The organism is Pseudoalteromonas sp. S2721 (genome assembly GCF_005887425.1).
GTDB lineage: Bacteria > Pseudomonadota > Gammaproteobacteria > Enterobacterales > Alteromonadaceae > Pseudoalteromonas > Pseudoalteromonas simplex.
The window spans coordinates 1-25,172 of sequence record NZ_PNCZ01000054.1 but is presented as its reverse complement, the minus strand read 5'-3'; the positions used below and the strand labels follow the sequence as shown (position 1 = coordinate 25,172).

The 25,172-nt window shown below is 40.9% G+C and carries 27 protein-coding genes; 7 read left to right on the top strand and 20 right to left on the bottom strand.

Features of this window, described 5'->3' with window-relative positions:
• The first annotated feature begins 528 nt into the window (after positions 1-528).
• Complete coding sequence (locus CWC02_RS17380; protein WP_054564068.1) at positions 529-1,008, top strand: RNA recognition motif domain-containing protein; 480 nt, start codon at positions 529-531, stop codon at positions 1,006-1,008.
• Here the strand turns inward: CWC02_RS17380 and murI are convergent.
• Together murI and CWC02_RS17370 are read right to left on the bottom strand one after the other, a co-directional pair.
• Positions 971-1,765 carry a glutamate racemase gene (gene murI, locus CWC02_RS17375; RefSeq protein WP_138619579.1) on the bottom strand — a complete coding sequence of 265 codons (795 nt, stop codon included), beginning with the start codon at positions 1,763-1,765 and terminating at the stop codon, positions 971-973. The two genes, CWC02_RS17380 and murI, sit on opposite strands and share 38 nt — an antisense overlap.
• 66 nt (positions 1,766-1,831) lie before the next feature.
• Complete coding sequence (locus tag CWC02_RS17370) at positions 1,832-2,950, bottom strand: DUF5610 domain-containing protein (protein WP_138619578.1); 1,119 nt, start codon at positions 2,948-2,950, stop codon at positions 1,832-1,834.
• Positions 2,951-3,114: 164 nt separating this feature from the next.
• On the opposite strand from CWC02_RS17370, the gene trmA reads away from it, so the two are divergent.
• A complete protein-coding gene (trmA, locus tag CWC02_RS17365; protein ID WP_138619577.1) occupies positions 3,115-4,212 on the top strand; it encodes a tRNA (uridine(54)-C5)-methyltransferase TrmA in 1,098 nt (365 codons plus the stop codon).
• 2 nt (positions 4,213-4,214) lie between these two features.
• Here the strand turns inward: trmA and CWC02_RS17360 are convergent, their stop codons facing one another.
• The 5 genes from CWC02_RS17360 to ccoG form a co-directional block, all read right to left on the bottom strand.
• The gene (locus CWC02_RS17360; protein WP_138601227.1) at positions 4,215-4,667 is read right to left on the bottom strand and encodes a 2-thiouracil desulfurase family protein; all 453 of its coding nucleotides are present in this window, start codon (positions 4,665-4,667) and stop codon (positions 4,215-4,217) included.
• Positions 4,668-4,727: 60 nt separating this feature from the next.
• Positions 4,728-5,366, bottom strand: coding sequence for a thiol:disulfide interchange protein DsbA/DsbL (locus tag CWC02_RS17355; RefSeq protein ID WP_138601230.1), 639 nt, complete (start codon positions 5,364-5,366; stop codon positions 4,728-4,730).
• Between the two features lie 18 nt (positions 5,367-5,384).
• Complete coding sequence (locus CWC02_RS17350) at positions 5,385-6,008, bottom strand: thiol:disulfide interchange protein DsbA/DsbL (protein WP_138601233.1); 624 nt, start codon at positions 6,006-6,008, stop codon at positions 5,385-5,387.
• A gap of 30 nt (positions 6,009-6,038) precedes the next feature.
• Entirely contained in the window at positions 6,039-7,013 is a 975-nt protein-coding gene (locus tag CWC02_RS17345; RefSeq protein WP_138619576.1) for a serine/threonine protein kinase, read from the bottom strand.
• A gap of 65 nt (positions 7,014-7,078) precedes the next feature.
• Positions 7,079-8,509 (bottom strand): cytochrome c oxidase accessory protein CcoG, encoded by a 1,431-nt coding sequence (gene ccoG / locus CWC02_RS17340; RefSeq protein WP_138619575.1) that lies wholly within the window; start codon positions 8,507-8,509, stop codon positions 7,079-7,081.
• A 278-nt stretch (positions 8,510-8,787) separates the two neighbouring features.
• Here ccoG and CWC02_RS17335 point away from each other — a divergent pair, with 278 nt between their 5' ends.
• The gene (locus CWC02_RS17335) at positions 8,788-9,147 is read left to right on the top strand and encodes a hypothetical protein (RefSeq protein WP_054554852.1); all 360 of its coding nucleotides are present in this window, start codon (positions 8,788-8,790) and stop codon (positions 9,145-9,147) included.
• Entirely contained in the window at positions 9,147-9,350 is a 204-nt protein-coding gene (locus CWC02_RS17330) for a hypothetical protein (protein WP_105174429.1), read from the top strand. Before CWC02_RS17335 ends, CWC02_RS17330 begins: the two co-directional genes overlap by 1 nt.
• On the opposite strand, the gene CWC02_RS17325 is transcribed toward CWC02_RS17330, so the two are convergent.
• The 13 genes from CWC02_RS17325 to gspC all read right to left on the bottom strand — a co-directional run bounded on the left by CWC02_RS17325 (position 9,347) and on the right by gspC (position 21,443).
• Positions 9,347-9,961, bottom strand: coding sequence for a YecA/YgfB family protein (locus tag CWC02_RS17325; protein ID WP_138619574.1), 615 nt, complete (start codon positions 9,959-9,961; stop codon positions 9,347-9,349). The two genes, CWC02_RS17330 and CWC02_RS17325, sit on opposite strands and share 4 nt — an antisense overlap.
• Before the next feature lie 19 nt (positions 9,962-9,980).
• Positions 9,981-10,739, bottom strand: a complete 759-nt coding sequence (locus CWC02_RS17320) for a type II secretion system protein N (RefSeq protein WP_138619573.1) — start codon at positions 10,737-10,739, stop codon at positions 9,981-9,983.
• A 3-nt stretch (positions 10,740-10,742) separates the two neighbouring features.
• Positions 10,743-11,216 (bottom strand): type II secretion system protein M, encoded by a 474-nt coding sequence (locus tag CWC02_RS17315; RefSeq protein ID WP_054554848.1) that lies wholly within the window; start codon positions 11,214-11,216, stop codon positions 10,743-10,745.
• Positions 11,213-12,424: a type II secretion system protein GspL gene (gene gspL / locus CWC02_RS17310; protein WP_054554847.1), complete on the bottom strand. Its 1,212-nt coding sequence runs from the start codon at positions 12,422-12,424 to the stop codon at positions 11,213-11,215. The genes CWC02_RS17315 and gspL overlap by 4 nt, the downstream gene beginning before the upstream one ends.
• Positions 12,421-13,407: a type II secretion system minor pseudopilin GspK gene (gene gspK / locus CWC02_RS17305; protein WP_138601263.1), complete on the bottom strand. Its 987-nt coding sequence runs from the start codon at positions 13,405-13,407 to the stop codon at positions 12,421-12,423. The genes gspL and gspK overlap by 4 nt, the downstream gene beginning before the upstream one ends.
• Before the next feature lie 11 nt (positions 13,408-13,418).
• On the bottom strand, positions 13,419-14,093 hold the full coding sequence (gene gspJ, locus CWC02_RS17300) for a type II secretion system minor pseudopilin GspJ (protein ID WP_138601245.1): 675 nt from the start codon (positions 14,091-14,093) through the stop codon (positions 13,419-13,421).
• Positions 14,093-14,467, bottom strand: a complete 375-nt coding sequence (gspI, locus tag CWC02_RS17295) for a type II secretion system minor pseudopilin GspI (protein ID WP_054554845.1) — start codon at positions 14,465-14,467, stop codon at positions 14,093-14,095. The genes gspJ and gspI overlap by 1 nt, the downstream gene beginning before the upstream one ends.
• Complete coding sequence (locus CWC02_RS17290; protein WP_138619572.1) at positions 14,467-15,066, bottom strand: prepilin-type N-terminal cleavage/methylation domain-containing protein; 600 nt, start codon at positions 15,064-15,066, stop codon at positions 14,467-14,469. The genes gspI and CWC02_RS17290 overlap by 1 nt, the downstream gene beginning before the upstream one ends.
• A 55-nt stretch (positions 15,067-15,121) precedes the next feature.
• The gene (gspG, locus tag CWC02_RS17285) at positions 15,122-15,541 is read right to left on the bottom strand and encodes a type II secretion system major pseudopilin GspG (protein WP_054554843.1); all 420 of its coding nucleotides are present in this window, start codon (positions 15,539-15,541) and stop codon (positions 15,122-15,124) included.
• 78 nt (positions 15,542-15,619) lie between these two features.
• Positions 15,620-16,855: a type II secretion system inner membrane protein GspF gene (gene gspF, locus CWC02_RS17280; protein WP_054554842.1), complete on the bottom strand. Its 1,236-nt coding sequence runs from the start codon at positions 16,853-16,855 to the stop codon at positions 15,620-15,622.
• A gap of 2 nt (positions 16,856-16,857) precedes the next feature.
• Positions 16,858-18,423 carry a type II secretion system ATPase GspE gene (gene gspE, locus CWC02_RS17275; protein ID WP_054554841.1) on the bottom strand — a complete coding sequence of 522 codons (1,566 nt, stop codon included), beginning with the start codon at positions 18,421-18,423 and terminating at the stop codon, positions 16,858-16,860.
• On the bottom strand, positions 18,416-20,479 hold the full coding sequence (gene gspD, locus CWC02_RS17270) for a type II secretion system secretin GspD (protein ID WP_054554840.1): 2,064 nt from the start codon (positions 20,477-20,479) through the stop codon (positions 18,416-18,418). The genes gspE and gspD overlap by 8 nt, the downstream gene beginning before the upstream one ends.
• Before the next feature lie 22 nt (positions 20,480-20,501).
• Positions 20,502-21,443 (bottom strand): type II secretion system protein GspC, encoded by a 942-nt coding sequence (gene gspC / locus CWC02_RS17265; RefSeq protein WP_138601248.1) that lies wholly within the window; start codon positions 21,441-21,443, stop codon positions 20,502-20,504.
• 206 nt (positions 21,444-21,649) lie between these two features.
• On the opposite strand from gspC, the gene hslR reads away from it, so the two are divergent.
• The 3 genes from hslR to CWC02_RS17250 all read left to right on the top strand — a co-directional run bounded on the left by hslR (position 21,650) and on the right by CWC02_RS17250 (position 24,746).
• Positions 21,650-22,072, top strand: coding sequence for a ribosome-associated heat shock protein Hsp15 (gene hslR, locus CWC02_RS17260; protein WP_138601251.1), 423 nt, complete (start codon positions 21,650-21,652; stop codon positions 22,070-22,072).
• Between the two features lie 12 nt (positions 22,073-22,084).
• Positions 22,085-22,930: an Hsp33 family molecular chaperone HslO gene (hslO, locus tag CWC02_RS17255; protein ID WP_054554862.1), complete on the top strand. Its 846-nt coding sequence runs from the start codon at positions 22,085-22,087 to the stop codon at positions 22,928-22,930.
• 277 nt (positions 22,931-23,207) lie between these two features.
• Positions 23,208-24,746: a phosphoenolpyruvate carboxykinase gene (locus CWC02_RS17250; protein WP_138619571.1), complete on the top strand. Its 1,539-nt coding sequence runs from the start codon at positions 23,208-23,210 to the stop codon at positions 24,744-24,746.
• The last annotated feature ends 426 nt before the right edge of the window (positions 24,747-25,172 follow it).

Here is a 25,172-nt window from a genome sequence, read left to right as displayed (position 1 = left end):
AATTGACTATATAGTCACTCATAAGAAATTGAGACTCTAAATTTGTTTGCTCCACTTAGTAAACTAAGCTTCGCTGTTAGAACTCAATCTGTACGAGTGCCCACACAGATGATTGCTTTATATTGTTAAAGAACGTTGCGACGTTGTCGCTAGGGATGCGTATAATACATCCTTAATTTTTCGAGTCAATACTTAATTTCAAACTTTCTTTCGATTATTTGAAACCTAAGTTTCACTTAACTCTCTGCACGTTGTTCAGCGTCTTTCATTGCTGCCCGCCGTGTCAGTGGGGTCGCATTATAGGGAGATCCAAAAACAGATCAACACTTTTTTTCGATCTTTTTACTGTTCGCTCAAAAAGCGAACTAAATTTACCGAAAACAGCAAAAACGGTCGTTATTATGGCTGTTTTTTAAGCCAATATTCATAATTTAATGCAAATTTCATTGCTATGTTCATTTAACTCGTTAAGATAGCAAGTTCACAATGTTAAATTAATGTTTATTTCTTGTTTATTGGTAGATCAAAATGAAATTACCCGATCAAAAATCTTTTCTTTTCTCCGTTATTCTTGCTGTTTTAGGTTTTGTGGTTGTTAAGTTCGCACTTGCAAGCTTAGCTTTAGACCCAGCATTGCTATTTGGTGCAGGCTTATTAATTGGTGCTTTGGTTATTGCAGCACTTTCATCAGCGTCAAGTGAGGAGGCCGAAGTAAAAACAAAAACACTTTATGTTGGCAACCTACCTTATCGTGCTAATGAAGGTGTTGTTCGTGCTTTATTCGAAGAACAAGGCAAAGTTTTCAATGTACGTTTATTAAAAGATAAAAATACAGGTAAACGTCGTGGCTTTGGTTTTGTTGAAATGGCTGAAGCTGATGCAGATAAAGCAATCAATCAATTAAATGATAGCGAATTCCAACAACGTACTTTAAAAGTGCGTGAAGCAAAACAAAAACAAGAGAACGAAGCTAACAGCTTTCGTGAGGGATCTGATCAGTCAGCGTAATAAGCTCAACGCTTAATTGCGAATGACCAATAGGAGCCGTTGCATAATAGTGCAGCGGCTTTTTTTTATCTGTAGTAAGAGTAAAGCCTCGTAGAGCAATTAAACTTTCAACGCGCTTAGCAATCGCTTTGCCTGAGTCAATAAGGAAGATCTGTTGTTTATAGTAGTCACTAATCGCGCTGGCTAGTAATGGAAAGTGTGTACAGCCAAGTACCAGTACATCTATATCTTCTGCTATCGCTAAATTACTCAATACTTTCTCAAGCTTTGCTTTATTGATTTTCTGCGTATGAAATAGTGTTTCTGCAATTTCTACCAGCTCAGTTGAGCCATATAAGCTGACTTGTGTGTCTTGGCTATGAGTACTAATTAAATTTGCAGTATAGCGACTCTTGATGGTTGATGGTGTTGCCAGTAAACCAATATGTTTGCTGTTACTTATAGCGCAAGCAGGTTTTATTGCAGGTACTACCCCGACAACTTCTATACTTGTGTGCTGACGAATAGTATCTAAGGCAGAGGTAGAGGCGGTATTACACGCAATAACTAGAATATCAACTTGTAAGTTTGCTGTCTCGATAAACTGTAGTAGCGCTAAAAGGCGGGCTATGATCGTTTGCTGACTTTGCGCGCCATAGGGCAATAAAGCATTGTCCATAAAATAACTATAATCAGCATCTGGGATCAATGCTTGGATCTGTTCAAGTACGGTTGTTCCACCTATACCAGAATCAAACACCATTATATGAACTGACAAACTGCTTACCTCGGATCATCAAACATCAGCAGTTTGCCATGCAGCTTTATAAAAAGAAAGAAAGGACTATGCCTCTTCTTCTGTTGACGAGCGTAGCTTATTCATTTGTTCGAACATTGCTTTGGTATAATCCACCAGCTTACTGACTTCTTCTTTATCTTGGTTTAACCATTGTAAGATGCCAGCCAGTTCATTTTGCAAACCAATATCGCCCGCTTTATTAAACGCCTGTTTCAAATCGTCATTAAATGGCGCTATTTTCTCAGCAACTTCTTTTTCAGGAGCAGGTTTATATTCTTCATACCCTTTAATCGCTGCTACTGTTTTGGTTTGTTTTAGATCCATGGTAAAGCCGACTAGTTGCTCGTTACCTAAGTTCAGCTCTTTAGCTTGTTCAAAGGCTTCTTCTAATGAACCAGAGAAGAATGTTTCGCTAACACTCTGCAAGTCTTCCATCAATTCATTGATAGCTTGCTGCTCTTGCTCATTTAAATCACCATTGACCGACATAGAGAATGATAAATCACGTGATTGCGAAGACTCAATGAGAAAGGCTTCGTTATCGCCATTTTTGCTATAACTGCTTGCAGACTTACTTTCGTATGCATCAGCAAAGCTAATACTTACTTCGTCACCTTCAGCGGTGGTGAAAGTGTACTCTGCGTTATTACTTAAGCTGATGTATTGAGCTTGGCTAACTGAAACCGCATTAGGTTTAGGATTGAACAAGTCTTCTTCTAATTCATCAATACCTTTAAAGATACCTTCTTTAGACTTTTCGATACCCTCTTCGATGTCATCGTTAAGAATACCTGACTCTTTAAGCTCATCATACGCATCGTCGATGCCCATTTGCACACCTTTACGTGCATCACCTAGCATGCCTTTGAGTTTTTCATCATCAGCACCATCGGCTTTTGCTTTACGAAGTGCACCGCCAACAAAGTCGAGTACGTTTTTCACGATCTCTTCAAAGTCGAACAGCGGTTTATCTTTTTTCTCTTCGGCTTTAGGTAAACCAAGTGCCTCAGCAAGTTTATCATCAAGAACTTTTGCCGCGAGCTCACGACCGCGTTGTTGATAACTATCTTGACGATTTTGAATGGTAGGCTGCTGCAGAGCCTGTTTACCATTGTATTTATTCACATTTGTATTAGGCATATAGCCTAGGTTGCCAATTTTCATGATCCGACTCCATGTTATGGTTAACTCATTATCGGCCAAAAACCAAAGAACTTAAGTTTTTTGTATAAAAAAACGACACTAAAATAAATAACAAAACTAGACAAATCCTCAGCGCTCCCTACAATAGCGCCGTTATAAAGCTAAGAGATAAAAGGTAATCAGCCATGGCGGTTATAAAAATTGATACAACTCAATATGATGCACAATTGAGTGAGAAAGAGCAGCGCATCACCTCACAGTTTCGACGTTTTGGGGTCGAAAAGTTAGAAGTGTTCGGCTCTGATCCTATTCATTACCGCCAACGTGCAGAGTTTCGTGTTTGGCATGAAGGTGAAGACCTGTTTCACATCATGTTTGATCAACAAACTAAAGAAAAGATCCGCGTAGATGAGTTTGACCCTGCAGCACCTTTAGTGGGTGAAGTGATGCAAGCGATGATCGAAAACTTAAAAGACAATGAAGTTCTGCGCCGTAAGCTGTTTCAAATCGATTACCTTTCAAGCTTAAGTGGCGAGATCCTTGTTAGCTTGTTGTATCACAAACAACTAGATGAGCAGTGGCTACAAGCAATTAAAGAGCTTAAAGCAAAACTGAGCACACAGTTTAAGATTGATTTTATTGGCCGTGCTCGTAAGCAAAAAGAAGTGATTGGTAATGACTATGTTATCGAGCGTTTAAACGTAAACGGTAAAGAGCTTATTTATCAGCAAGTCGAAAATAGCTTTACGCAACCGAATGCGAAAGTAAACATCAAGATGCTAGAGTGGGCACAAGCGCTTTGCCAACCCCTCAATAATGACTTACTGGAGTTATATTGTGGAAATGGTAACTTTTCGATTGCTCTTGCGGGTTCATTCGACCAGGTATTAGCCACTGAGATATCAAAATCATCGGTTTACTCAGCACAATACAATATTGCACAAAACAAGGTTGAGAACTTAGATATCATTCGTATGTCGAGTGAAGAGTTCACTCAAGCAATGAAAGGCGAACGTACCTTCTCTCGTTTAGATGGCATAGACCTGAAAAGCTATAACTGCCAAACAATCTTGGTGGATCCACCACGTGCTGGAATGGACACGCTAACTTGTGACCTAGTTGCGAACTACGACAACATTATTTATATCTCGTGTAATCCCGATACCCTAGAACGTGACCTTGATCACTTATGCAAAACCCATGAAGTAAAACGTTTTGCAATTTTTGATCAATTCCCTTACACCCATCACATTGAATCAGGTGTGTTTTTACAACGTAAATAAAATCACTCTGCCAGCGCAGCAAATAGCGCTGGCAACTGCTGCTCGCTGAATACAGCTATACCATTGTCAGTTAACAGCCTTGCAGTTAACCCCATCCCTGAAATTTTCTTTCCTGAATGACTACCATCGTAAATAGTATTGCGACCACATGACGGGCTTGATTCTTTTAACAACGCATAGCGAATGCCCTGTTTTTTGCAAAGTTTAAGTGCTTGTTCTGCGCCATAAGCAAACTGCACTGTGACATCTTGCGCATCTTTGGTAAGTACTCTACCCACTTTGATTTCTGCAGGCGGCCTTGGTGTAGGTAAGCCACCAGCTACTTCAGGGCAGAATGCAACGAGCCTTTCTTGCTGTTTAAGAGTTTCTAAACCAGGATGGAGTAAGTTTTGCGATTGCCCGTCATAACGAACAGGGTTTCCTAACAAACAGCTTGAAACTAATAGTTTTTGCATTTGCTTTACCAATAAAAAAGCTCCGCGAACGGAGCTTTGAATTAAATTTAACTAATTAGCTTATTTATCAGCTAGGTAGTTAATTAAATCTGCCATGCTCTTTGCATCACTGATGCCTGAGTCCGCACCTAAGATTAAGCGATATTTACCATTAACAATAAAAGTTGGAACGCCTTTTAAAGCACCTTTTTGTTGGTAGTATTCTTGGTCGCGTTTCATTTTAGACGCCATAGTACGTACAGAAAAGCTGTTGTAGTACTTATCAAAATCTTCAGCCGATACACCTTGTGAAACAAAGATGTCTTTCATATCAGCTAGTTCGTTAATACGAGCACGCTTACCGTGAATATGATTAAACACAGCGGCTACTAACGCGTCTTTCTGTGGTAACACATTAGCCGTCGCATAACCTTGCGCTAAGATGGTTTGAATTTCTGGGTCACGAGGACCTGAAAAATCAACATGGCTCTTTTTGAATTTAACGCCATCTTTAAGAAGTGTTTTAAGCTCTTTCACAACTGGCTCGAAGTTATTACAGTGTGGGCAGTAGAATGAGAAGAACTCTTTTACTTCTGGCTTTTTAGAAGCGCGTGCATCAATCGTTTCATAATGCTTACCTTCTTCATATTGAGCAGCTGAGGCATTTGCCGCTAAACCTAGCGTGGCAGCCATTAATACAGCTTTTACTAACTTGATCATTACTTCTTTACTCCAAAATTATTGTTTTAATAAAAATTCGACTAATTCATCAAGCATCTGCTGGCTCTTGATGGTATTTAAATTAATTTTGTATTTATCATTGACGATAAAAGTTGGTACACCTGTTAAGGCGCCCATGTCTGAATATTTTTGCTGCTTATCTTGCATCGCTTTTTCAGCGCTAATCACTGGCATGCTTGCAATTTCAGCATCAAACACTTCATTACTAATACCATTAGTTGCAAGTAGTGCTTTAACGTCTTTCATGTCTTTAAGTAAGGCACGTTGTCTATGGATGCTGTTAAAGATTTGATCAGCTACTTGTTCTGCTTTGCCATGTTGCTTAGCAATTAAGTAGGCATAGCTTAAGTTACTTTGAGTTTGCTTAGACACACCGCCTAAAAAGTTAACATGACTTTTTACAAATTCAGTCCCTTCAGGAAGACTTGCCGTTAATGCTTTTGCAACTGGTTCAAACTGAAAACAGTGTGGGCAATAAAATGAAAAGAACTCGGTTACTTGAGGTGTTGCACTTTTCTCAACTTTTAATACTTCGTATTGATTACCTGCTTCAAAATCAGCAGCAAAGGCCGCAAAAGGTAAACATAAAATGAGTAGACTTAACTTTAATTTTTTAAACATTGTTCTCTCGACTTTATTAACTTTAAAAATTTATGGTAATAATTTTAATGGTGCTTCTTGTAGCGCTGCAAGCTGTTCTTTTAACGCTAGTATTTGCTGCTCCCAGTATTTGTCTTCAGCAAACCATGAAAAGTTCCGCGGGAACGCAGGATCATCCCATCTTTTCGCCAACCAGCCCATGTAATGCACCATTCGCATCGCTCTAAGTGGTTCAATCAGCTTTAATTGGCTGTGATCAAAATCGCAAAATTCTTCGTACGCTGCGACTAAAGTGTCTAACTGTAACAGTTGATTGTTACGATCGCCACTGAGCATCATCCAAAGATCTTGAATTGCAGGCCCTTGTCGGCTGTCGTCTAAATCAACAAACATTAATGCATCACCAGACCACAGTATATTGCCGGCATGACAGTCACCGTGCAGACGAATAGTTTCAACATTTTTATACTGCTGTGTGGTTTCTTTGATCACCAAATCTAAAATAGTATAAAAGGCGTTCTCTAATGCCATTGGCACCAAGTTACTTGCCTGTAACTGAACTTTAGCTGTCTTAAGATATTCTTCACAGCTGATCACAGGTCTATGTTCAAATGGCTTTGCTTTTGCTAGTTGGTGCATTCGCCCAATTAAGCGGCCAAGTACATCGAGTTGATCTAAATTATCAACTTCAAAAATACGCCCGCCCACACTTGGGAATAACGTAAACAAATAACCATCATGCTCAAATAAGCTTTGCCCTTCGATAATTACAGGTGCAACAACTGGCACTTCGGCCTCAGCGAGTTCAAATGCAAATGCATGCTCTTCTAAGATTTGCGCCTTACTCCAGCGCTCTGGACGGTAAAACTTAACAACATAACGATGGCCATCTTCTGCTTTAAATTGATAAACACGGTTCTCGTAGCTATTTAATGCCAGCAGCCCTGATTCAGCATAAACACCGATACTTTCAACCGCATCTAAAATTGAATCGGGTGTAAGGTCTACAAAACTAAATTTACTCATAATGCCTCATCATATAAAAAAAGCGGGAAAATCCCGCTTTTTATTCATTCGCTCAGTGTACTTAATTATCGCGCCTTAAAGAAGTTACTCGGCTGTGAAATCTGCACATCAGGCTCACCATCGACAGAAAGTACGAACTCAAACTTCGTCATCGGCTTTTTCAAATCATATGGATCAACAACCAATGACAGTGGCACGTTATAAGACTCGCCAGAAGGTACTGTGAAAGTTTGTTTGCCAATGTACTCAAAGTTATCAAGCCCTTCAACACGAATATTAAAGGTTTGCTGATGCTGAGCTTTGTTAATTACTTTTAGTGTATAGGTGTTTTCAACTAGGCCATTAAAGTCAACACGGTATAGCTGATTACGGTCACGGATGATATCCAACTCCATCGGTTTACGCATCGCAATATTTGCCACCAGCGCCCCTGTTAACACCACTAAGATAACTAAATAACCAATTAACTTAGGGCGCAGTGCGTGTGTTTTGTTGTCTGGCGTTTCTAAGTTGCGTTCTGTGGTGTAGGAAATAAGTCCGCGTGGGTAATTCATTTTATCCATCACCCCATCACACGCATCGATACATGCACCACAGTTAATACACTCATATTGTAAGCCGTTACGAATATCGATCCCCGTAGGGCACACCTGCACACATAAGTTACAGTCGATACAATCACCTAAGCCAAGCTCTTTTGGATCTTGCTTGCGTGAACGTGGGCCGCGGCTCTCACCACGTGCCTCATCATAGCTCACGGTAAAGGTGTCTTTATCGAACATAGCTGATTGAAAGCGAGAATAAGGACAAATGTGTAAACACATAATCTCGCGCATCCAACCCGCATTACCATAAGTACAGACTGCAAATACGGCTAAACAAATATACGAATACGCTGTTGCATCAAGGGTAAAAAGATCAGGTAGCAACTGGCGGATAGGCGTAAAATAACCAACAAAAGTAAACGCTGTATAAAGTGAGAATAACCACCAACTACCGTGCTTGGCGCTTTTTCGCCAAAACTTATCAAAGTCCATCGGGCGTTGATCTAGTTTCTTTCGCTGATTAGCTGTACCTTCAAACTTTTCTTCAAACCAAATAAAAATGAAAGTCCAAACAGTTTGTGGGCAAGTATAACCACACCAAACCCGTCCATAGAAAGTAGTTACTAAGAACAACGCAAACGCCGCCAACATTAAAATGAAAGCAAGGATAGTCAGATCTTGTGGCCAAAGCGTTAAACCAAAAATGTTAAACTTTTGCCCTACCAAATCGAACAGTACAGCTTGCTGGCCATGGAAGTTGATCCAAGGTAGTAGCATGAACGCAAGCATGCCGATAAAACCAATTCGTTGTCTCAACAGTTGGTGTAAACCCGTTACAGCTCGAACATAAATACGGTTACGTGGATTAAATCTATCATCGAGGGAAGCGTTTTCCGGTTTCTGGATTTTTACTTCCGTTGGGATATTTTTAACCTTAATCTGATTATCCATTAAAATTCCTCAACGCCACTAGGAAATAATACTCAAACATATGTTTGCAGTAAGAGGTTTCTGTGCCAATAAGCAAATCAGAATACATCTCATTACGTTCAAAGATTTCTGAAACTTTAAATCTATATATTGCATTATACTCAATCTATGGAAAATTTCAGGGTTAGATTTCATATACGAACTTTTAACTATTTAATCGTATCTGCTTGCTTTTAAAACAACCATTTTATTAAACTTGCAGCTACCACCTATTCATTTAGATCAAAGTTTATTGGACTATGAAAAAATTTCTCATCTTAGTGCTTATAATTTTAGCACTTTTCACAATTGATCATCCTTTGATCAAAGAACCTAGGGACAGGTTACTAGGTGAGGGAGTCGGTATGATTTCTGATGCTAGTAAGGTAAACCGAAGTCCTGCCGCTAATATGGCTAAAAATAATATTAAGTCACAACTTAATTTATCAAACTCAGAGCTTGAGTATATTGAAGACACATTCACTACTGACGATAAACTACAACTCTTTCACCTTCATTATTGCCGTGAAAAAGATATTAACTTGTACTTTTATGGCGAACGCTTGAATCGTGTTTGTAGTATTGTTTCGAATGCGCTTGAAGAAAGGCTAAACAAGTAATGGACTTTTCTGCTTTAAACAAAAAAACCAGCGACTCGTTTGCAAAACAGCGTAATATGTTAAAAAAGCTGGGTAAGGGGCAAACCTTATACTGTGAAGTATGTAAAGGCGCCCTCACCTTAGATTTGAAAACTGATCAGCCAGGTAAAGGCGTTGTACGCTGCGCCAAAGGTTGCACAGACATCCTATTAGAGCTGGGTTAGCTCCAGCCCTCATCATTATATAGCTGGCTATTTACAGCAACGACTTCAATTAGCTCAGCAAAGCCAGCGGCGAATTCATTCATTACTTCATATTGCTGCTGGCATAGTTGCCCTTCAGATAAACCATTATCCGTTGCAAGGGCTGCAATTTCACTCGTTTCAAGGGTAAAAAAGCCTAAACTTTGCAGTGCACTAGCCAACGCCTCTTTAAGCTCATCAGCTAACTGTGGCGCGCTTAATAGCTTGTTAACGTAACCTTGCGCACCATGCATAAAACCTTGGCTCCAATGCTGACATTCTTGAATATCTAGGTATTGTTGCCCTTGCGAGCTCAGCTGTAAGCTCACAGGTAATGCAAAACCCGTTTCGAATACTTGTTCGCTGATCTGTTGATATAAAGCCATAAATGCAAACAGCACTTGCTCATCCATTTGCCCATCAGAACCAGGTGCAACTTCTTCTAACCACTGGTGAACATCAAGCGGCTCAGGAGCACAGATCACCGCAAATAAATAACCTTGGGTTTGCGCCAAGCTAAGCGCATCTTGATGCTGCGCTAAAAACTGACTTAAAAGCTCGCTTTGCTGCTTTGAAAACTCAGGTAATTGCATACTATTCAATTAATCCAATTTAAAAGTTAAGCGGATAACGACCTTCGTTATCAGGACGACCAAGAAACTTCGCAGCATCATGCACTTCTTTCGGTAAGCTTGCTTCAGGTTTAATATAACCAGCTACTTTAAAGTCTAGGTTCGCTTTTAATACTGCATCAGCTTCAAGCCCTAAACGGTTTTCAGGGTCTACAAGTACTGCTACATCACCGGATTTACAGCTTAAACGGCCACTTAAAGGACCAATGCTAAACCAGTTATTCATTCCTTTCACATCAATGTTCGGGCTCGCAATTTCGCCGCTTAGACTTTCACAATAAGGCTCGCCTGAACTGTACTCATCTAAATCTACAATCACACGACCTTGCGCACTAATCGGCAAAGGTAGTTGTAAACGTTGCATGGCACGTTCAACTGTTAAGCGTAAAGTGGTCTTTTTCACAGTAACCGCTTGGTTAAATAAACCGTAAGAAAAATCAGCATGGCCTGAAATATCCGCTTTATCACGAGGATCACCAAAACGTACCGTACCCACTAATTTACCTGTAAACAGTGACCACCCCGACAATTGCCAACGCACATTGTTTAATTGCTCACCATCAAAACGTACCTGCATAATGCGCCCGTTCCATAGCGTGCCACTGGCTTTACCTAATTGTAATTGCTTTGGTAAATGTGGCTTGGCTAAATCAAGTGCAACGGCAGCGGGTGTTTTTACCAGCGTAAACACCAAAAAACACATCACAAACACTGTGATTAATAAAATAACTCTTTTCATCGTTTACTTCTCTAGTACCAAACGACTTACACGCACAAAGCCTGATTTGTCATCTTTACTTAAATCTAAATTCTCGATTAGCACACCATGTGAATTAACCAGTTCATCTAACCATTCAACAAGGTTATTAAACTCAACAGAGTCAATGGTTAAACGAAGTGAATTGTCATTTGGCTGCATTTTGCTAATGATAATTTGATAACGATTACGGGTGCTATTAACGATTTGGCTTAAGCTACGGCTGCTCGTATTACGTGCATTACCACTCGCTTTAAGTTTTACAATACTTTCATCAACCCACGCCAACAGCTCTTGCTGTTTTATTGTGTCTTGCTCTGCTTTTTCGATAGCAGCGTTAAGTGGACGAAAGACCCCCATAACCAGCACAAAAATAACAAACACACCACCTGCAACCATTACAAGTTGCTGCTCTTGTTCTTTTAACGAGCGCCAATAATTGATTATTTGGTTTTTCATGCCGCACCTCGTAACTTAATTTCACCAACGACATAATCACCATCATTGTTCAGCGAGCCTTGATCTACGGTTAAGCCACGCTGTTCTAAAATTGCTTTTACTTTACTGAAGGACTGGAAATCTTTGCCGCGCGCGCGAATACGTAATTCGTTACGACCTTGATCATAGCGAAGCGTTTCTGGTGTGAAGTCGTTTACTTCACTAAAAATCGAGACAAGATCGTTAGTCAAATCTAAGAAGCCAGCAGTGCTGCCACCTTCTATCAATGCAAGTTCGCTGCGAATTTGACTACGGATAAGCTGAGGTCGCACTTTTTTATTTGGAAAAGCACGCTGATAATTAGCAACCACTTCTGCTTTTGCGGCTTCAAGCTGGTTATTTAACTTATAAAGCTCAAGCGACTTAACACCCACACTGCAAACTAGTGCAACACCTGCTGCAATAGCTGCTTTTTGCCAATAGCCCCACCAAATCGCTGATTTTTTCTTAAGCTGATAAACACCTTGGCGAAGGTTGAATTTCACTTCAGGTAACTGCTTAGCAAATAAGGCTAAAGGTAAATCGTATTGCTGCGTTTGAGCACTAAGATTAACTGTATCAGGAAAAGCCGTTGCAGGGCTAAAGTGTGCAACATCAGGGTTACCTAATGCTGTTAAATAGCCAGCAAGCCAGTTCGGCTCTACAGCGGCAATATGCCAGTTACCCTGTTTACATAGCCACTGGCCATTAAGCTCAATAGCGCGTAACTGAGTATTGTCATCAACATCAGGTAACAATAAAGCATCCGGCAGTATTTTATATACTTCGATGCCATGCTCATTAAACTCTGCTAGCCATTGTTCAAACCATTCACGATCGGTCATCGCGATGTTAATAGCGTGCTTTTCATCAACAAGTGTTGGCTCAGCAATCGCTATGAACAAGTCATCAACATCACAGGCTATTTCTTCTTCTAGCATGTAAGGAAGTGCTTGCTCTAACTTACGGTTCCACTTAGTTGGTAGGGTAACTGTTTTAAGTTGTACCTGATCGCTTGGTAAAAGTGCGACTACTTCCCGTGATTGTGCTTTTTCTGTTAGCTCACCAAGTTGTGTTGCATTGGCAATTTCGCCGCTAGCAATTATTTCTTGTTCTATTGGTGAGTAAATTAGCCAGTTAAGGCTGTCTTTTAACGTTTGACCCGTACGGATCAACAATATCTCTGTCACTGTACGCCTCCAAATTTTCGCGCCAGTATCGTTACTGTACCATTAGTGGCATGGAGTAAGGTGGTCATCGAAAAACGCAACTCTGCAAATTCAGCCTGCGTTTGTAGTTTAAAATATTCACTGTTGATACTGAATAGATTTTCAACGGCTTTCACGTTTTGTGCGCCTTGTTGGTTAACCTCTTCAAAAAAAGCTTCTAAATCATCATACCCATCTTGAGGACGTGATGATAATACCGCTTCAGCGCCTGAAAGGCTTAAGCCATCAATAAGCGAGCTTAATAAAATCGCACTTTCTGCAGGTAGTGTATTAACGTTTATTTGCAGCAACTCACTGCCAGGAATAACACACACAAATGGTAAGAGTTTCTCCATAACGAGTGGGTTAAAACCTTTTACCAAACGAAGTTCAGAGGTCGAAGCAAAGTAACTATTTGCCGTCATATATGGGTATTGTCGAGATAAATACTCATCTTCTTCTGCACCCGAGCGATAGGTAATACTATCTTCATCTAACCAATCAAACACACTATCGGCCATGGCTTCTTCTGATTCATCCGTTGGTAAATTCTCAATGTTTTCTAATAATGCCAACAATGCCTTATGTGCTGGGTTCGTTTTATTATTTGGATCCGTCTGCGGATCTGGTTTTACATGCAATGCATTTAAGTTTAAACATGCTTGTAAATCAGTAATCGTGCCACTTAAGGTACCATTATCAACAGGATAAGGAACCCCGCCCTGCTGTGCCCAAATTTGCTCTAAATGCGTTTTATCAGGATCATCTTTTTTAGTTTGTTTTAGTGCTTTAATTGCGAGCTCTTCAGCTGCAAAGGCATACCATTTAGCCTGTTGATGGTTTTGAATATTGCTACTACGCTGCACTTGCACCATTAAATTAGCACTCATTTCAACGGCTAACATCGCAGCCAGCGCCACAATAAATAGCACAATAACAAGCGCCGCACCTTTGGAACGATTCATTGTAGTCATGACTAGCCACCCGTTCCGCTATTATTATTGTTATTACCATTAGCGCCGTTATTACTATTATTTGTTTGAGTAGTTACTTTGCCCTCACCTGGCACCAAAAACACGCGACGAATTGGCTCCTGTTCTATTTTTTGAATAGTGACTGCAACCGCTTTTGGCAGCGCTTTAATTTGCCACTGCTCTTGCCACTCGTCTTTGTCATCTAAAAATTCAAACTTCAGATCTTCAATATCTTCTAAAATAACTTGTGAGCGCGGCTCCATGTTATCTAGTTGATCAACATACACCCGATACACTCGTTCAAGATTATCATCTATCACGCGATAACCAACCGCTTGCAGTTCAGAGCGCGGCAATAGATTAATTGGGTTAATCCAACCATCACGAACAAAGCCAATACCATCGTATTGGCTATCAAGAATATAACGACCAGCCAAAACATACGTGTCTTGAAAATCACCGGCTTCGTTTCGAACCTGACGTTTAGTCATTTGACTAAAATCTTGGTCCATCAAACGAAATAAGGTTTGATAACCATTTAACTCAGCAATCGTCTCGTCTGAGGCTTCTTTTGCTTTGGTTGTCGAATCAAGAATTTGATGGGTCGATAACACCACAAAGGCTAAAATGCCCATGGCGACAATTACTTCAAGTAAGGTAAAACCGCGTTGCTTCACTACTTATCACCTTTATTCAAATAAGTAGAAAGCTCATACACTGGGTATTCAAGCTTTTCATCGGCGAACACGTTAATGGTGACCTTTACAAAGGTTTTATCAGCAGTAGGAACCACGTCCTGACGCCAGTACCATTCAAAACCAGCGAGCGTTTCAGTGCCTTTGACGCCACTTTTGCCTGTCCATTTATCGCCTTTAGCGCGCTGCTCAACCATTACGTTCTCGGCAACCCAAGAAGCATAAGTTTGTTCTTCAATCGACGATAGGTGATTAATGTGCTCACCGGTTGCCTGCATTGCGGCAATACCGGCCATTGCACAAATAGCCAAGGCAACCATCACTTCGAGTAAGGTAAAACCTGCTGACTTATTCATTACTCAGGCTCCATACGAAACTTTACCGGGGCCATAAATTCGCCTTCGATAAAATACTGTGGTTCACGCTCATCTTTAAGCTCGTAAATCAATTGAAACGCACTGACTTCGCCAGAAGATAAAATAAGGACTTGCGGTATTTTGAGCTTTTGCAGCTCAAGTAAGCTGTCTTCGTCACCACCGCTCATTAATTCACGCCAGTTGGACTGCTCTAGCAAGTTATCTTGTGCCCAGGCTAAATCATCAAGGTTAAGAGTGAGTTCAAAGCGCTCATCAACCTTAATTGGGGCAAACAATTTTTCACGGTCAAAAGTAACCCACTTATCACCGTCAAAAACTAAAAATTCAAATGTATCTTGGTCAAGATGAAAGCCCAGCTCAACCTGATTTAAAATCGCAAACTCAGACGCCATATTAATCGTAGTATGTAATCTGAGCGCTTGTTTTTCGAGTTCTTCTTCAGCACCTCCATCAAAACTGTAGGCAACCATTTTGGTGACAAAACCAATCACCACGAGCACCATTAATATTTCGATGAGGCTAAACCCTTTCGCGTGCTTAGCACGGCCAGCCAAACGCAAAAGACCAAGGCTTACCATAATAGTAAGCCTTGATGTGTATAAGCTTTGTTCAGTTGGCTGAATTTAGGCATTATTACTTTTCTTCATCCCAGTTACCGATGTCATCATCAGTACCTGCTTCACCATCAGGACCCATTGAGAAGATATCAATTTTACCGATTTCTCCTGGGCTGATTAGCTGGTAAGGATTACCCCATGGATCTTCTGGTAACTTCTCAAGGAAACCGCCATCAGGAAAACGCTTTGGAATTGGCTCAATGCTTGTTTTATTCACTAGCGCTTCTAAGCCTTGCTCTGTGGTTGGATACGCTTTGTTTTTAAGCTTGTATAGGCTTAACGCATCTTCAATTTGTTGAATATCTAAGTGTGCTTTATCGATTGCAGCTTCTTCTTGCTGACCCATGATATTTGGCGCCACAATTGACATGATCATACCGATAATAACCAGTACTACCATGACTTCTAGTAATGAGAAACCTGACTGTTTGTTCACAAAAATACCTCTAACTTTCTTCAAAAATTTATTATAGAGCGGCAGTGTTAGCTGCTAATTGCTCTAGTGTTCCCTAATTTAAAGACCTACAGCCTTATTCATTGCCATAATCGGCTGTAGTATTGCCATAACAATAAACAATACAATTACCGCCATTGAAGCAATCATCGCGGGCTCTAATAGTTTCAGAGACACGTTTACCATGCTCTCAAACTCACGATCTTGGTTATTTGCAGCACGTTCCAGCATTTGCTCAAGTTCACCTGATTTTTCACCACTGGCTATCATGTGTAGCATCATAGGTGGGAAAAGTTTGGTTTGTTGAAGTGAAGCACGAAGGCTCGCCCCTTCACTTACACGTGTTGCAGCATCTTGCACCGACTTTTTCATTTTTTCGTTAGCCAGTACACCACCAGAGATACGCATCCCTTCAAGTAGCGGCACTGAGCTTGACGATAAAATACTTAAAGTTCGGGCAAAACGCGCCGTATTAACACCGCGAGCTACCTTACCAATGCCCGGTAAATGCAGCACTTTTTCGTCATACCAGTAACGAATATGCGGCTGTTTAAGCGCTTGCTTAATGGCCACAGCTAACACGGTTATAATGACTAAACTAATAAACCAGTAGTTTTGCACAAAATTACTGGCGGCCATTACCCATTCAGTCGTCCAGGGTAATACTTGTTTTGATTTTTCGAAGGTCTTCAAGATTTTAGGTACCACAGTACCTAACAATACAGAGACAATCGCAATAGCAAATACCACAAGAATGGTTGGATACACCATCGCCTGTGTGATTTGACTACGCATATGCTGACGTTGTTCCGTGTAATCTGCTAAACGATTTAAAACTTGGTCTAGGTGACCCGATTTTTCACCAGCTGCCACCATAGCACGATACAAATCATCAAAGACATGCGGAAACTCGCTCATGCCATCAGCTAAGGTATAACCTTCAACAACCTTTGAGCGCACGGCCATAAGCATGCGCTTTAAACGCGGCTTTTCACATTGCTCAGCCACCGCCATGACAGCCCCTTCAACAGGTAATGCTGACTGGATTAAGGTTGCAAGCTGACGGGTGATTAATGCTAAATCTGAAGTCGAAATTTTTGGTTTAAAGAAACTCCCAAATAAAGAGCCCTTTGCCCCAGTAGCTTGCTTTTCACCTTCTGCAGCAGCAACGACCTCTAAAGGCATTAAACCTTGATCGCGCAAAGTTTGGCGGATTTGCTTTACCGTATCGGCTTCAAGAATGCCTTTTTTCTCTTTACCTCTGCCGTCGAGGGCACGGTATTCAAATGCTGCCATGATTAACCTTCCTCACGTGTTACACGCAAGACTTCTTCTAAGGTAGTGCGACCTGCAAGCACGCGATTACAACCATCTTGGCGAATACTTGGGCTATGTTTACGAATATACTTTTCAACACTTTGTTCGCCTTTACCGCTGTGGATCATTTCACGAATTGTTTCATCAACAACCAGCAATTCATGAATACCCGTACGACCGCGATAACCATTAAAGTTACACTCTTCACAACCAACTGCACGATAAATTGTTGGCGGCTCAGCAGGATTAACACCTAGTAACTGACACTCGCGCTCATCAGCAATGTGACCTTCTTTACAGCTATTACACAAAGTACGCACTAAGCGTTGTGACAATACACCGAGTAACGATGATGACAGTAAGAAAGGCTCTACGCCCATGTCTTCCATACGCGTGATAGCACCAGCAGCCGTGTTAGTATGCAGTGTTGACATCACCAAGTGACCGGTTAATGACGCTTGCACACCAATTTGTGCTGTTTCAAGGTCACGGATCTCACCCACCATCACTACGTCAGGGTCTTGACGAAGAATAGCACGTAAGCCACGTGCAAAGGTCATATCAACTTTGGTATTAACCTGAGTTTGACCAATGCCTGGGATCTCGTACTCAATTGGATCTTCAACGGTAAGAATATTACGGTCCCGTGAATTAATTTGGCTCATGCCCGCATACAAGGTGGTACTTTTACCAGAACCCGTAGGACCGGTTACTAAGATAATACCGTGTGGCTTACTGATTAAATCAGCAAACAATTCACGGTTACGCTCAGTCATACCTAAATCTTCTAGGTTCAGGCGTGCGTTGTTTTTATCAAGTAGACGTAGCACGACACGCTCACCAAAGCTTGATGGCATAGTCGATACACGCACATCTACGGCACGTCCAGCAATACGCAAACTAATACGGCCATCTTGCGGAATCCGCTTTTCAGCAATATCTAGTTTCGCCATAACCTTAATACGCGACACCAACAGTGAAGCGAGTTTACGATTCGGCTTTAAAACTTCTTTTAATACGCCATCAACCCTAAAGCGAATTACCAGCTCTTGCTCAAAGGTTTCGATATGAATATCTGAAGCACCTTCTTTAATTGCTTCGCTGAGCATCGCGTTTATCAGCTTGATGATTGGCGCATCATCATCACCTGCAAGGAGATCTTCAGTTTGCGGTAACTCATCTGCAAGCGAGAATAAATCAACCTCGTTGCCGATATCTTCCATCATTTGCTGTGTTTCAGAACTATCACGCTGATAAGAAGCCTCAAGCAACAGCTCAAATTTATCATCAGGTAATTGTTCTAGCGAAAAACCATGACCCGCAATACGACGCACCTCAAGTAAAGCGTTAACATCCAACTCACCGCGGTAATAAACTGTCCAGTTGTCTTGATCTTTACCTAACAGCACACCTGTGCGACGCGCATACGAGAATGGCAACCGCTTAGTTGGCAAGCTAACAAGATCATCACTTGTTAGCAGCTCATCATGATTAGCTGATACGTCTGATGCTAGCTCGTCATTGATTTCAGAAATTGCATTAGTCATCATTGCGCTCATTCGCGTTTTGTTGTTTTAGATATTCTTCGTAAGTTGGTGGTAATACTAAGGCATCATCCCACTCTGGAAGAATTGGCGCATCTTCTAATGGCATTAAATCAATACCATCTTCTTTTTGTTTGTGTTGTTCGCCACGGATAAAGTTATATTTTGAGTGGCTTAATTTATTCATGCTGATGCCATCACGTACAATGGTCGGGCGAATAAATACAATCAGGTTACGTTTACGCTTACTGGTGCTGGTTGAGCGGAATAAATGGCCAAGTACTGGGATATCACCTAATAACGGTACTTTAGAAACACTTTCTTGCACATCTTCATCAATCAAGCCACCCAGTACAACCATGCCGCCATCATCAGCCATAACCGTGGTTTTAATTGCACGTTTGTTTACCGAAATATCGACCGCAGTAGCACCACTTACACTCGAAACCTCTTGCTCAATCGTTAACTGAACTGCTGAACCGTCATTGATTTGTGGTGTCACTTTAAGTTTTACACCTACTTCTTGACGTTCAACTGTTTGGAATGGATTCGCATTATTTGAGCCTGTTTGCGAACCTGTGATAATCGGTACTTCTTGACCAACAATCATTGATGCTTCTTCGTTATCCATGGTCGTTACAGACGGCGTAGCAAGAATATTAGAGTTTGTATCGGTTGAAACAGCTTGGATAATTGCACCCCAATCGTTTTTAACAATCCCCATGGCTAAACCATTGATACCACCTAGTAATGAGGCAAGTGCCGTTAAGTCACCTTCTTGTGTTTCAGAAGTCTTGGTGACTGTACCAGTTTCGGTACCTACAACCGTACCTTCAATCGTTTTATCGCGTGCTTGTTCAGCTGCAACGGCTAACGAACCAACTGGTACTGTTGTGCCGTTGTTAAACTGCATCATTCCGCCTTGCTCTGAAATCCACTGTAAGCCTAAGTTGATACCATCAGCTTCTAAAACTTCAACAATGATAGCTTCAACTAAAACTTGCGCACGACGCACATCAAGACGCTCAATTACTTGCTCAAGCGAGCGCATGGTGTCAGGCTGTGCAGTAATAACAAGTGAATTTGAATCAGGGTGTGCTTCAATACTTGTTTCGTTTTGATTACGAGAGCGCGTTTTAGTTGCACCGCCTTGCGCATCTTCTGCTAGTGTTTTGCTTACGCCCTGCAATACTTTTACAAGGTCTTCTGCTTTGGCGTAATTAAGGTAGATAACTTTAGTGTTACCTTGGTTTTCTAATTCACCATCTAAACGGCTAATTAATTCAACAGCACGAGTACGCGCTTGCGCTTCACCACTGACAATCACACTGTTAGTTCGACCATCAGCAACTACTTTAGGAATTAGAAATTCTGGAACGCTTCCTTTACCGCCATCTTTATAAATATTCTCAACAACAGACACAACATCATCTGCGGTAGCAAACTTAAGCTTTACAATATCAACACGCTTGTCACCAGCTTGGTCAACAGAGCGGATAATTTCTACTAAGCGGTTAACTGACGCTGCATGGCCGGTCAACATCATCACGTTCGCAGCATTAAAGTTAGCAACGTGGCCGCCATCTTTTTGATCGCTAAATTGACGAACCAGCGGGCCAAGCTCTTGTACGCTTACATTTTTAACACGTACAACTCGCGTTACCATCATATCGCCACTGGCTTGGTTATCCTCAGTGATAAGCGGTACATTTGACTTTTTAGCGTCAGAGCTTTTTTCAATTTTGATAATACCGTTATCCATCTCTACAGCTGAATAACCATAAACCTCAAGTACATTTAAAAAGAACTGATAATAAAGCTTTTCATCCATTAACTCATAACTGCGCACATTTACTTTGCCACGCACATTTGGGTCAATAATGACGGTTTTATTTAAATTTTTACCAACGATATTAATAAACTCATTAATATCAGTGCCTTTAAAATTAGCCGCATACTCAACAGCTGAAACTGAAAGCGATAATCCTGTTAATAAAAAAAGCGCTGCATATTTAGCTAACCCTTTTTTGATTTTTGTGAGGTGTAGCGCGTGAACCATTCTATAAAAACTCCAAAGCTAGTTATTGCAGGCTAAATTGCACATCAATTTGCTCACCATCGCGTTCGATAGTGATACTTGCGTCAGTACTATTTCGTAATTCGTTTATTGCTGACATTGCCTGTTTCAAATCATTTAATTGATAGCCATTAATCGCAATAGCTAAATCATTATTCATTAATCCCATTTGCTTGAATAAAGCAGGATCTTTACCTGGGCTTAAGCGGTACCCCACTAACTCGCCATCAACCATCGCTTGAGAGACGCGAATGTAGTCAAATAGTTTACCGGGATCGTCTAATACTTCTTCACGCGTTTCGATGAGCGCTTCTTTTACCTCTTCATCTTCAGTCGCATTTATTTCATTATTTTCGACAAGCTGAGGGCCTGCAGTTAATTCTGATTCATCACGCTCTGCTAACACTGGCATAGACACCGTTTTCGTAAAATCTAGACCATCAAGCATTAACGTTTCAAAACGACCGCTAACATCTAAAATTACTCGGTCAGGTAATACTTGAGCAAGCTTGGCGCGAGTGCCTTTAATTGCATCATCGACAACATAGGTTTCTTGTTTTCCTTGAGATTCGATAATAGCAAGACCTGCTTGGTCATTTTGGCTTACAGCAACAATGCCGGTTAGGTTAATACTGAGACGTGTTTCAGGGGCGTTGTTAATGACTTGATTTTGTTTAGCGGCAGACTTTTTAGTTTCGACAACAACTTTGCCGAATAAATTTTGCTCAATTATTTGTCGAGAACTGACAGTCTCAACTCGCTTTGCCATGGTATTAACACCTGTTACTGGCAATGCGCTTGTATCGGGTTCTGGCCATACAAGCCAAAACAGCTTGGATGACAAAAAAGCAATGTAAACAACAACTAACAGCACTACAAATGCACTTAGCTTGGCATGAGGTAAGCCGTTCAAAAACTGTTTAACTTGTTGTAAGTGTTGATCCATAAACTCTATTTCTTATTTTAATTTACTGCTTGATAGCTGGCCTATAGTACCTTTTCATTTTTCATTCAACAAGCACACGTATATTAAACTTTGTAAACAAGGTAAATTCAACGAACAGGGGCTGCAAGGAATAACTATGACTGTTTCTTTGTGATTAAGTTTCATGGTAAATTTTGCCTATATATCAGCAGCTATAAAAGAGCACAATTGTGTCAAAAGGTAACACTCATAAGTCACAAGACAAACAAGACGAATTAAGCGTGCGCCTTGATAAATGGTTATGGGCTGCCCGCTTTTACAAAACCCGTTCAATAGCAAGAGACATGGTGCAAGGTGGCAAAGTGCATTATAATGGACAACGTACCAAGCCCAGTAAAATTGTCGAGGTAGGTGCAGTAGTTAAACTACTACAAGGGGTCGATGAAAAGGTAGTGACAATTGAAAAGATCCTTGAAAAACGTCAAGGCGCCCCCATTGCACAAACCTTATACCAAGAAACTCAAGCAAGCATTGAGAAACGCGAAGCAAATGCTATCGCCCGTAAGAACAACAGCTTCTTTGCTCCACATCCTGATCGTAAACCAGATAAGAAGCAAAGGCGTGAACTGTTAAAAATGAAATCAAGTTAGGTAATGCAACTCATGCAACAAGATTTACTTCATCGTTATATATTTGATCAGCTCGATGTACGTGGTGAACTCGTACAAATTGAAAACACTTTTCAAGAGATGATCGCAAACCATAATTATCCAGCACCTGTGCAAACCTTATTAGGTGAACTACTTGTTGCTACCTGCTTATTGACGGCTACTTTAAAGTTTGAAGGCGAAATTGCCGTTCAACTACAAGGCGATGGCCCAGTAAAATATGCCGTAATTAATGGTGACGATAAACAAAACATGCGAGGCATCGCACGCCTTCAAGGTGAAGTAACCGGTAGCTCAATAAAAGACTTAATTGGTAATGGCTATATGGTTATTACAATTACGCCAACTAAAGGTGAGCGATACCAAGGTATTGTACCGTTAGAACACGATAGCTTAGATAAATGCCTTGAAAACTATTTTGAGCAATCGGAACAATTAAAAACACGTCTTTGGTTTGCGACTGAAGTAACAGCAGACACAGCAAAAGCAGCAGGCTTATTCTTACAAGTATTACCCGTTAATAAAGAAAAGTCGGTAGAAGACTTTACTCATCTAGAAGCGATTAGCAACACAATCAAAGATGAAGAGTTACTAGGTTTAGATGCTAACACTGTGCTGACTCGACTTTACCATGAAGATAATCCTCAGTTATTCGAACCACAGTCTATTAGTTTCCGTTGTGGTTGTAGCAGAGACAAAACAATTGCTGCACTAGTTAATGTAGGTCAAAACGAATTACTTGCCGACGTGCAAGCAAATGGTGAAGTAAAAATTAGCTGTCATTATTGCTTAAAAGATTACATATTCAACGAGCAAGATATTAAAGCCATTTTTAATTAATACATCATAATAAAAATTATTATATTCAAAGCCGCCATCAGTGCGGCTTTTATATTAAAAATAATATCAAAACTAATGATACCGGTGTCATGAAAATGCGTCATTTTATGACACCGGTATCATTGAAATTATTCATGTTTTTTGCCAAATATATGCCTTTTTAGGCCCTTCAGACACTCGAATATCCCTAATCCTTCTGTTACTATTATTTTAGCAAAAGGGAAAACTAAGAACCCCAGAGCTATCCCGTTCAATCTCTCACAATTTAGGTATAAACATGACTGCAAACGCTACTAGTTTTGTTGATCTTACAGCAGCTGAACTTGTCGAACACGCTATTCGTCGTGGCGAAGGGACTCTAGCCGCTAATGGTGCTTTTGTTGCTAAAACCGGTGCTCGCACTGGCCGCTCTCCAAAAGATCGTTTTATTGTTCAAGAGCCAAGCACTGAAAACGAAATCCAATGGGGCAACGTTAACCGCCCATTCGATGCAGACAAGTTTGACGCGTTATGGGCACGTGTAGAAGAACACGTGAAAAGCAACGACCACTTCATCTCTCACCTAGAAGTTGGCGCTGATCCTGAGCACTATTTACCAGTTGTAGTTACAACAGAAACTGCATGGCATCATATTTTTGCCAAAAACATGTTTATCGAACCTCAAACATACAATACTGCAGACTTCCCTGAGTGGCAGGTAATGAATGTACCTTCATTTGTATGTGACCCAGAGCGTGATGGTACTAACAGTGACGGCACTGTAATCATTAACTTCGCACAACGTAAAGTTCTACTAGCTGGTATGCGCTACGCTGGCGAAATGAAGAAATCAATGTTCTCTGTACAAAACTTCCTACTTCCTGCAAAAGGTGTATTACCAATGCACTGCTCTGCAAACGTAGGTGAAGCAGGCGACACTGCGTTATTCTTCGGTCTATCTGGTACAGGTAAAACAACATTATCTGCAGATCCTACTCGTTTCCTTATTGGGGATGACGAGCACGGTTGGGCACCTGGTAGCGTATTTAACATCGAAGGTGGTTGTTATGCTAAATGTATCGATCTTTCACAAAAGAACGAACCAGTAATTTGGAATGCAATTCGTTTCGGTACAATCTTAGAAAACGTGGTACTTGACGAAAACCGTGTACCAGATTTCCATGATACAAGCCTTACACAAAATAGCCGAGCTGCTTACCCACTAGAGCACGTTGAAAAACGTAAAGTAGAAAACCGTGCTGGTGAGCCAAAAGCCGTTGTATTCTTAACATGCGACGTAAGCGGTGTATTACCACCAGTTTCAGTACTAACTGAAGAAGCTGCTGCATACCACTTCCTAAGCGGTTACACAGCGAAAGTCGGTTCAACTGAAATCGGTTCTACAAGCGACATCGAGTCTACATTCTCAACATGTTTCGGTGCTCCTTTCTTCCCTCGTCCTGCTGGCGTTTATGCAGAGCTTCTAATGAAGCGTGTACGTGAATTCGGCGCTAAAGTATACCTAGTTAACACAGGTTGGACAGGTGGCCCTTACGGTACTGGTCAACGCTTCGATATCCCGACTACACGTGCTGTAGTTGATGCAATCGTATCAGGTAAACTGGCAGATGTTGAAACTCAACACATCGACGTTCTAAACCTAGATGTACCAGTGGCTGTTCCTGGTGTAGACAGCCAACTTCTTAACCCAGTCAATACATGGGAAGATAAAGAGAAGTACGCAGAATATGCAAACAAACTAGCTTCTGACTTCACTGAAAACTTCGCTAAATACGATGTTTCAGAAGCAATCAAATCAGCAGGTCCAAAAGCTTAATACCAAGCTTACCCTCAGATTAAAAAACGCCAGCTGTATGCTGGCGTTTTTGTTTTTGGTTCATAAGCTGATGAGTTGCGAGTTGCTAGAGTAAAGTTAGCGAGTTAGCAAGGGGAAAGTTTTAAGGCCTGGCGTAGGTTGGGTAGAGCGAAGCGAAACCCAACATAAAAAGAGCTATCAGCTTTCAGATGTCAGCGAACAGCCGCGCGGTGTGGTTTTTTGGGTAAGAGTCTCCCTAAGCAATAAAGCCCTGCCAGAGGGCACTTCAGAGTTTTCTATTATACCAATCAGCTTAATTAAGTAGTCTATTTTGAGGCAATAAAACCTCGTTGATAACAAGGCAAAAATTTCGTTATTTAGTTGTTCTAAATGAGAAATTTTTAACGCACTTCACGACAGGTTGAAGCCCTGAATATGATTAAGTAT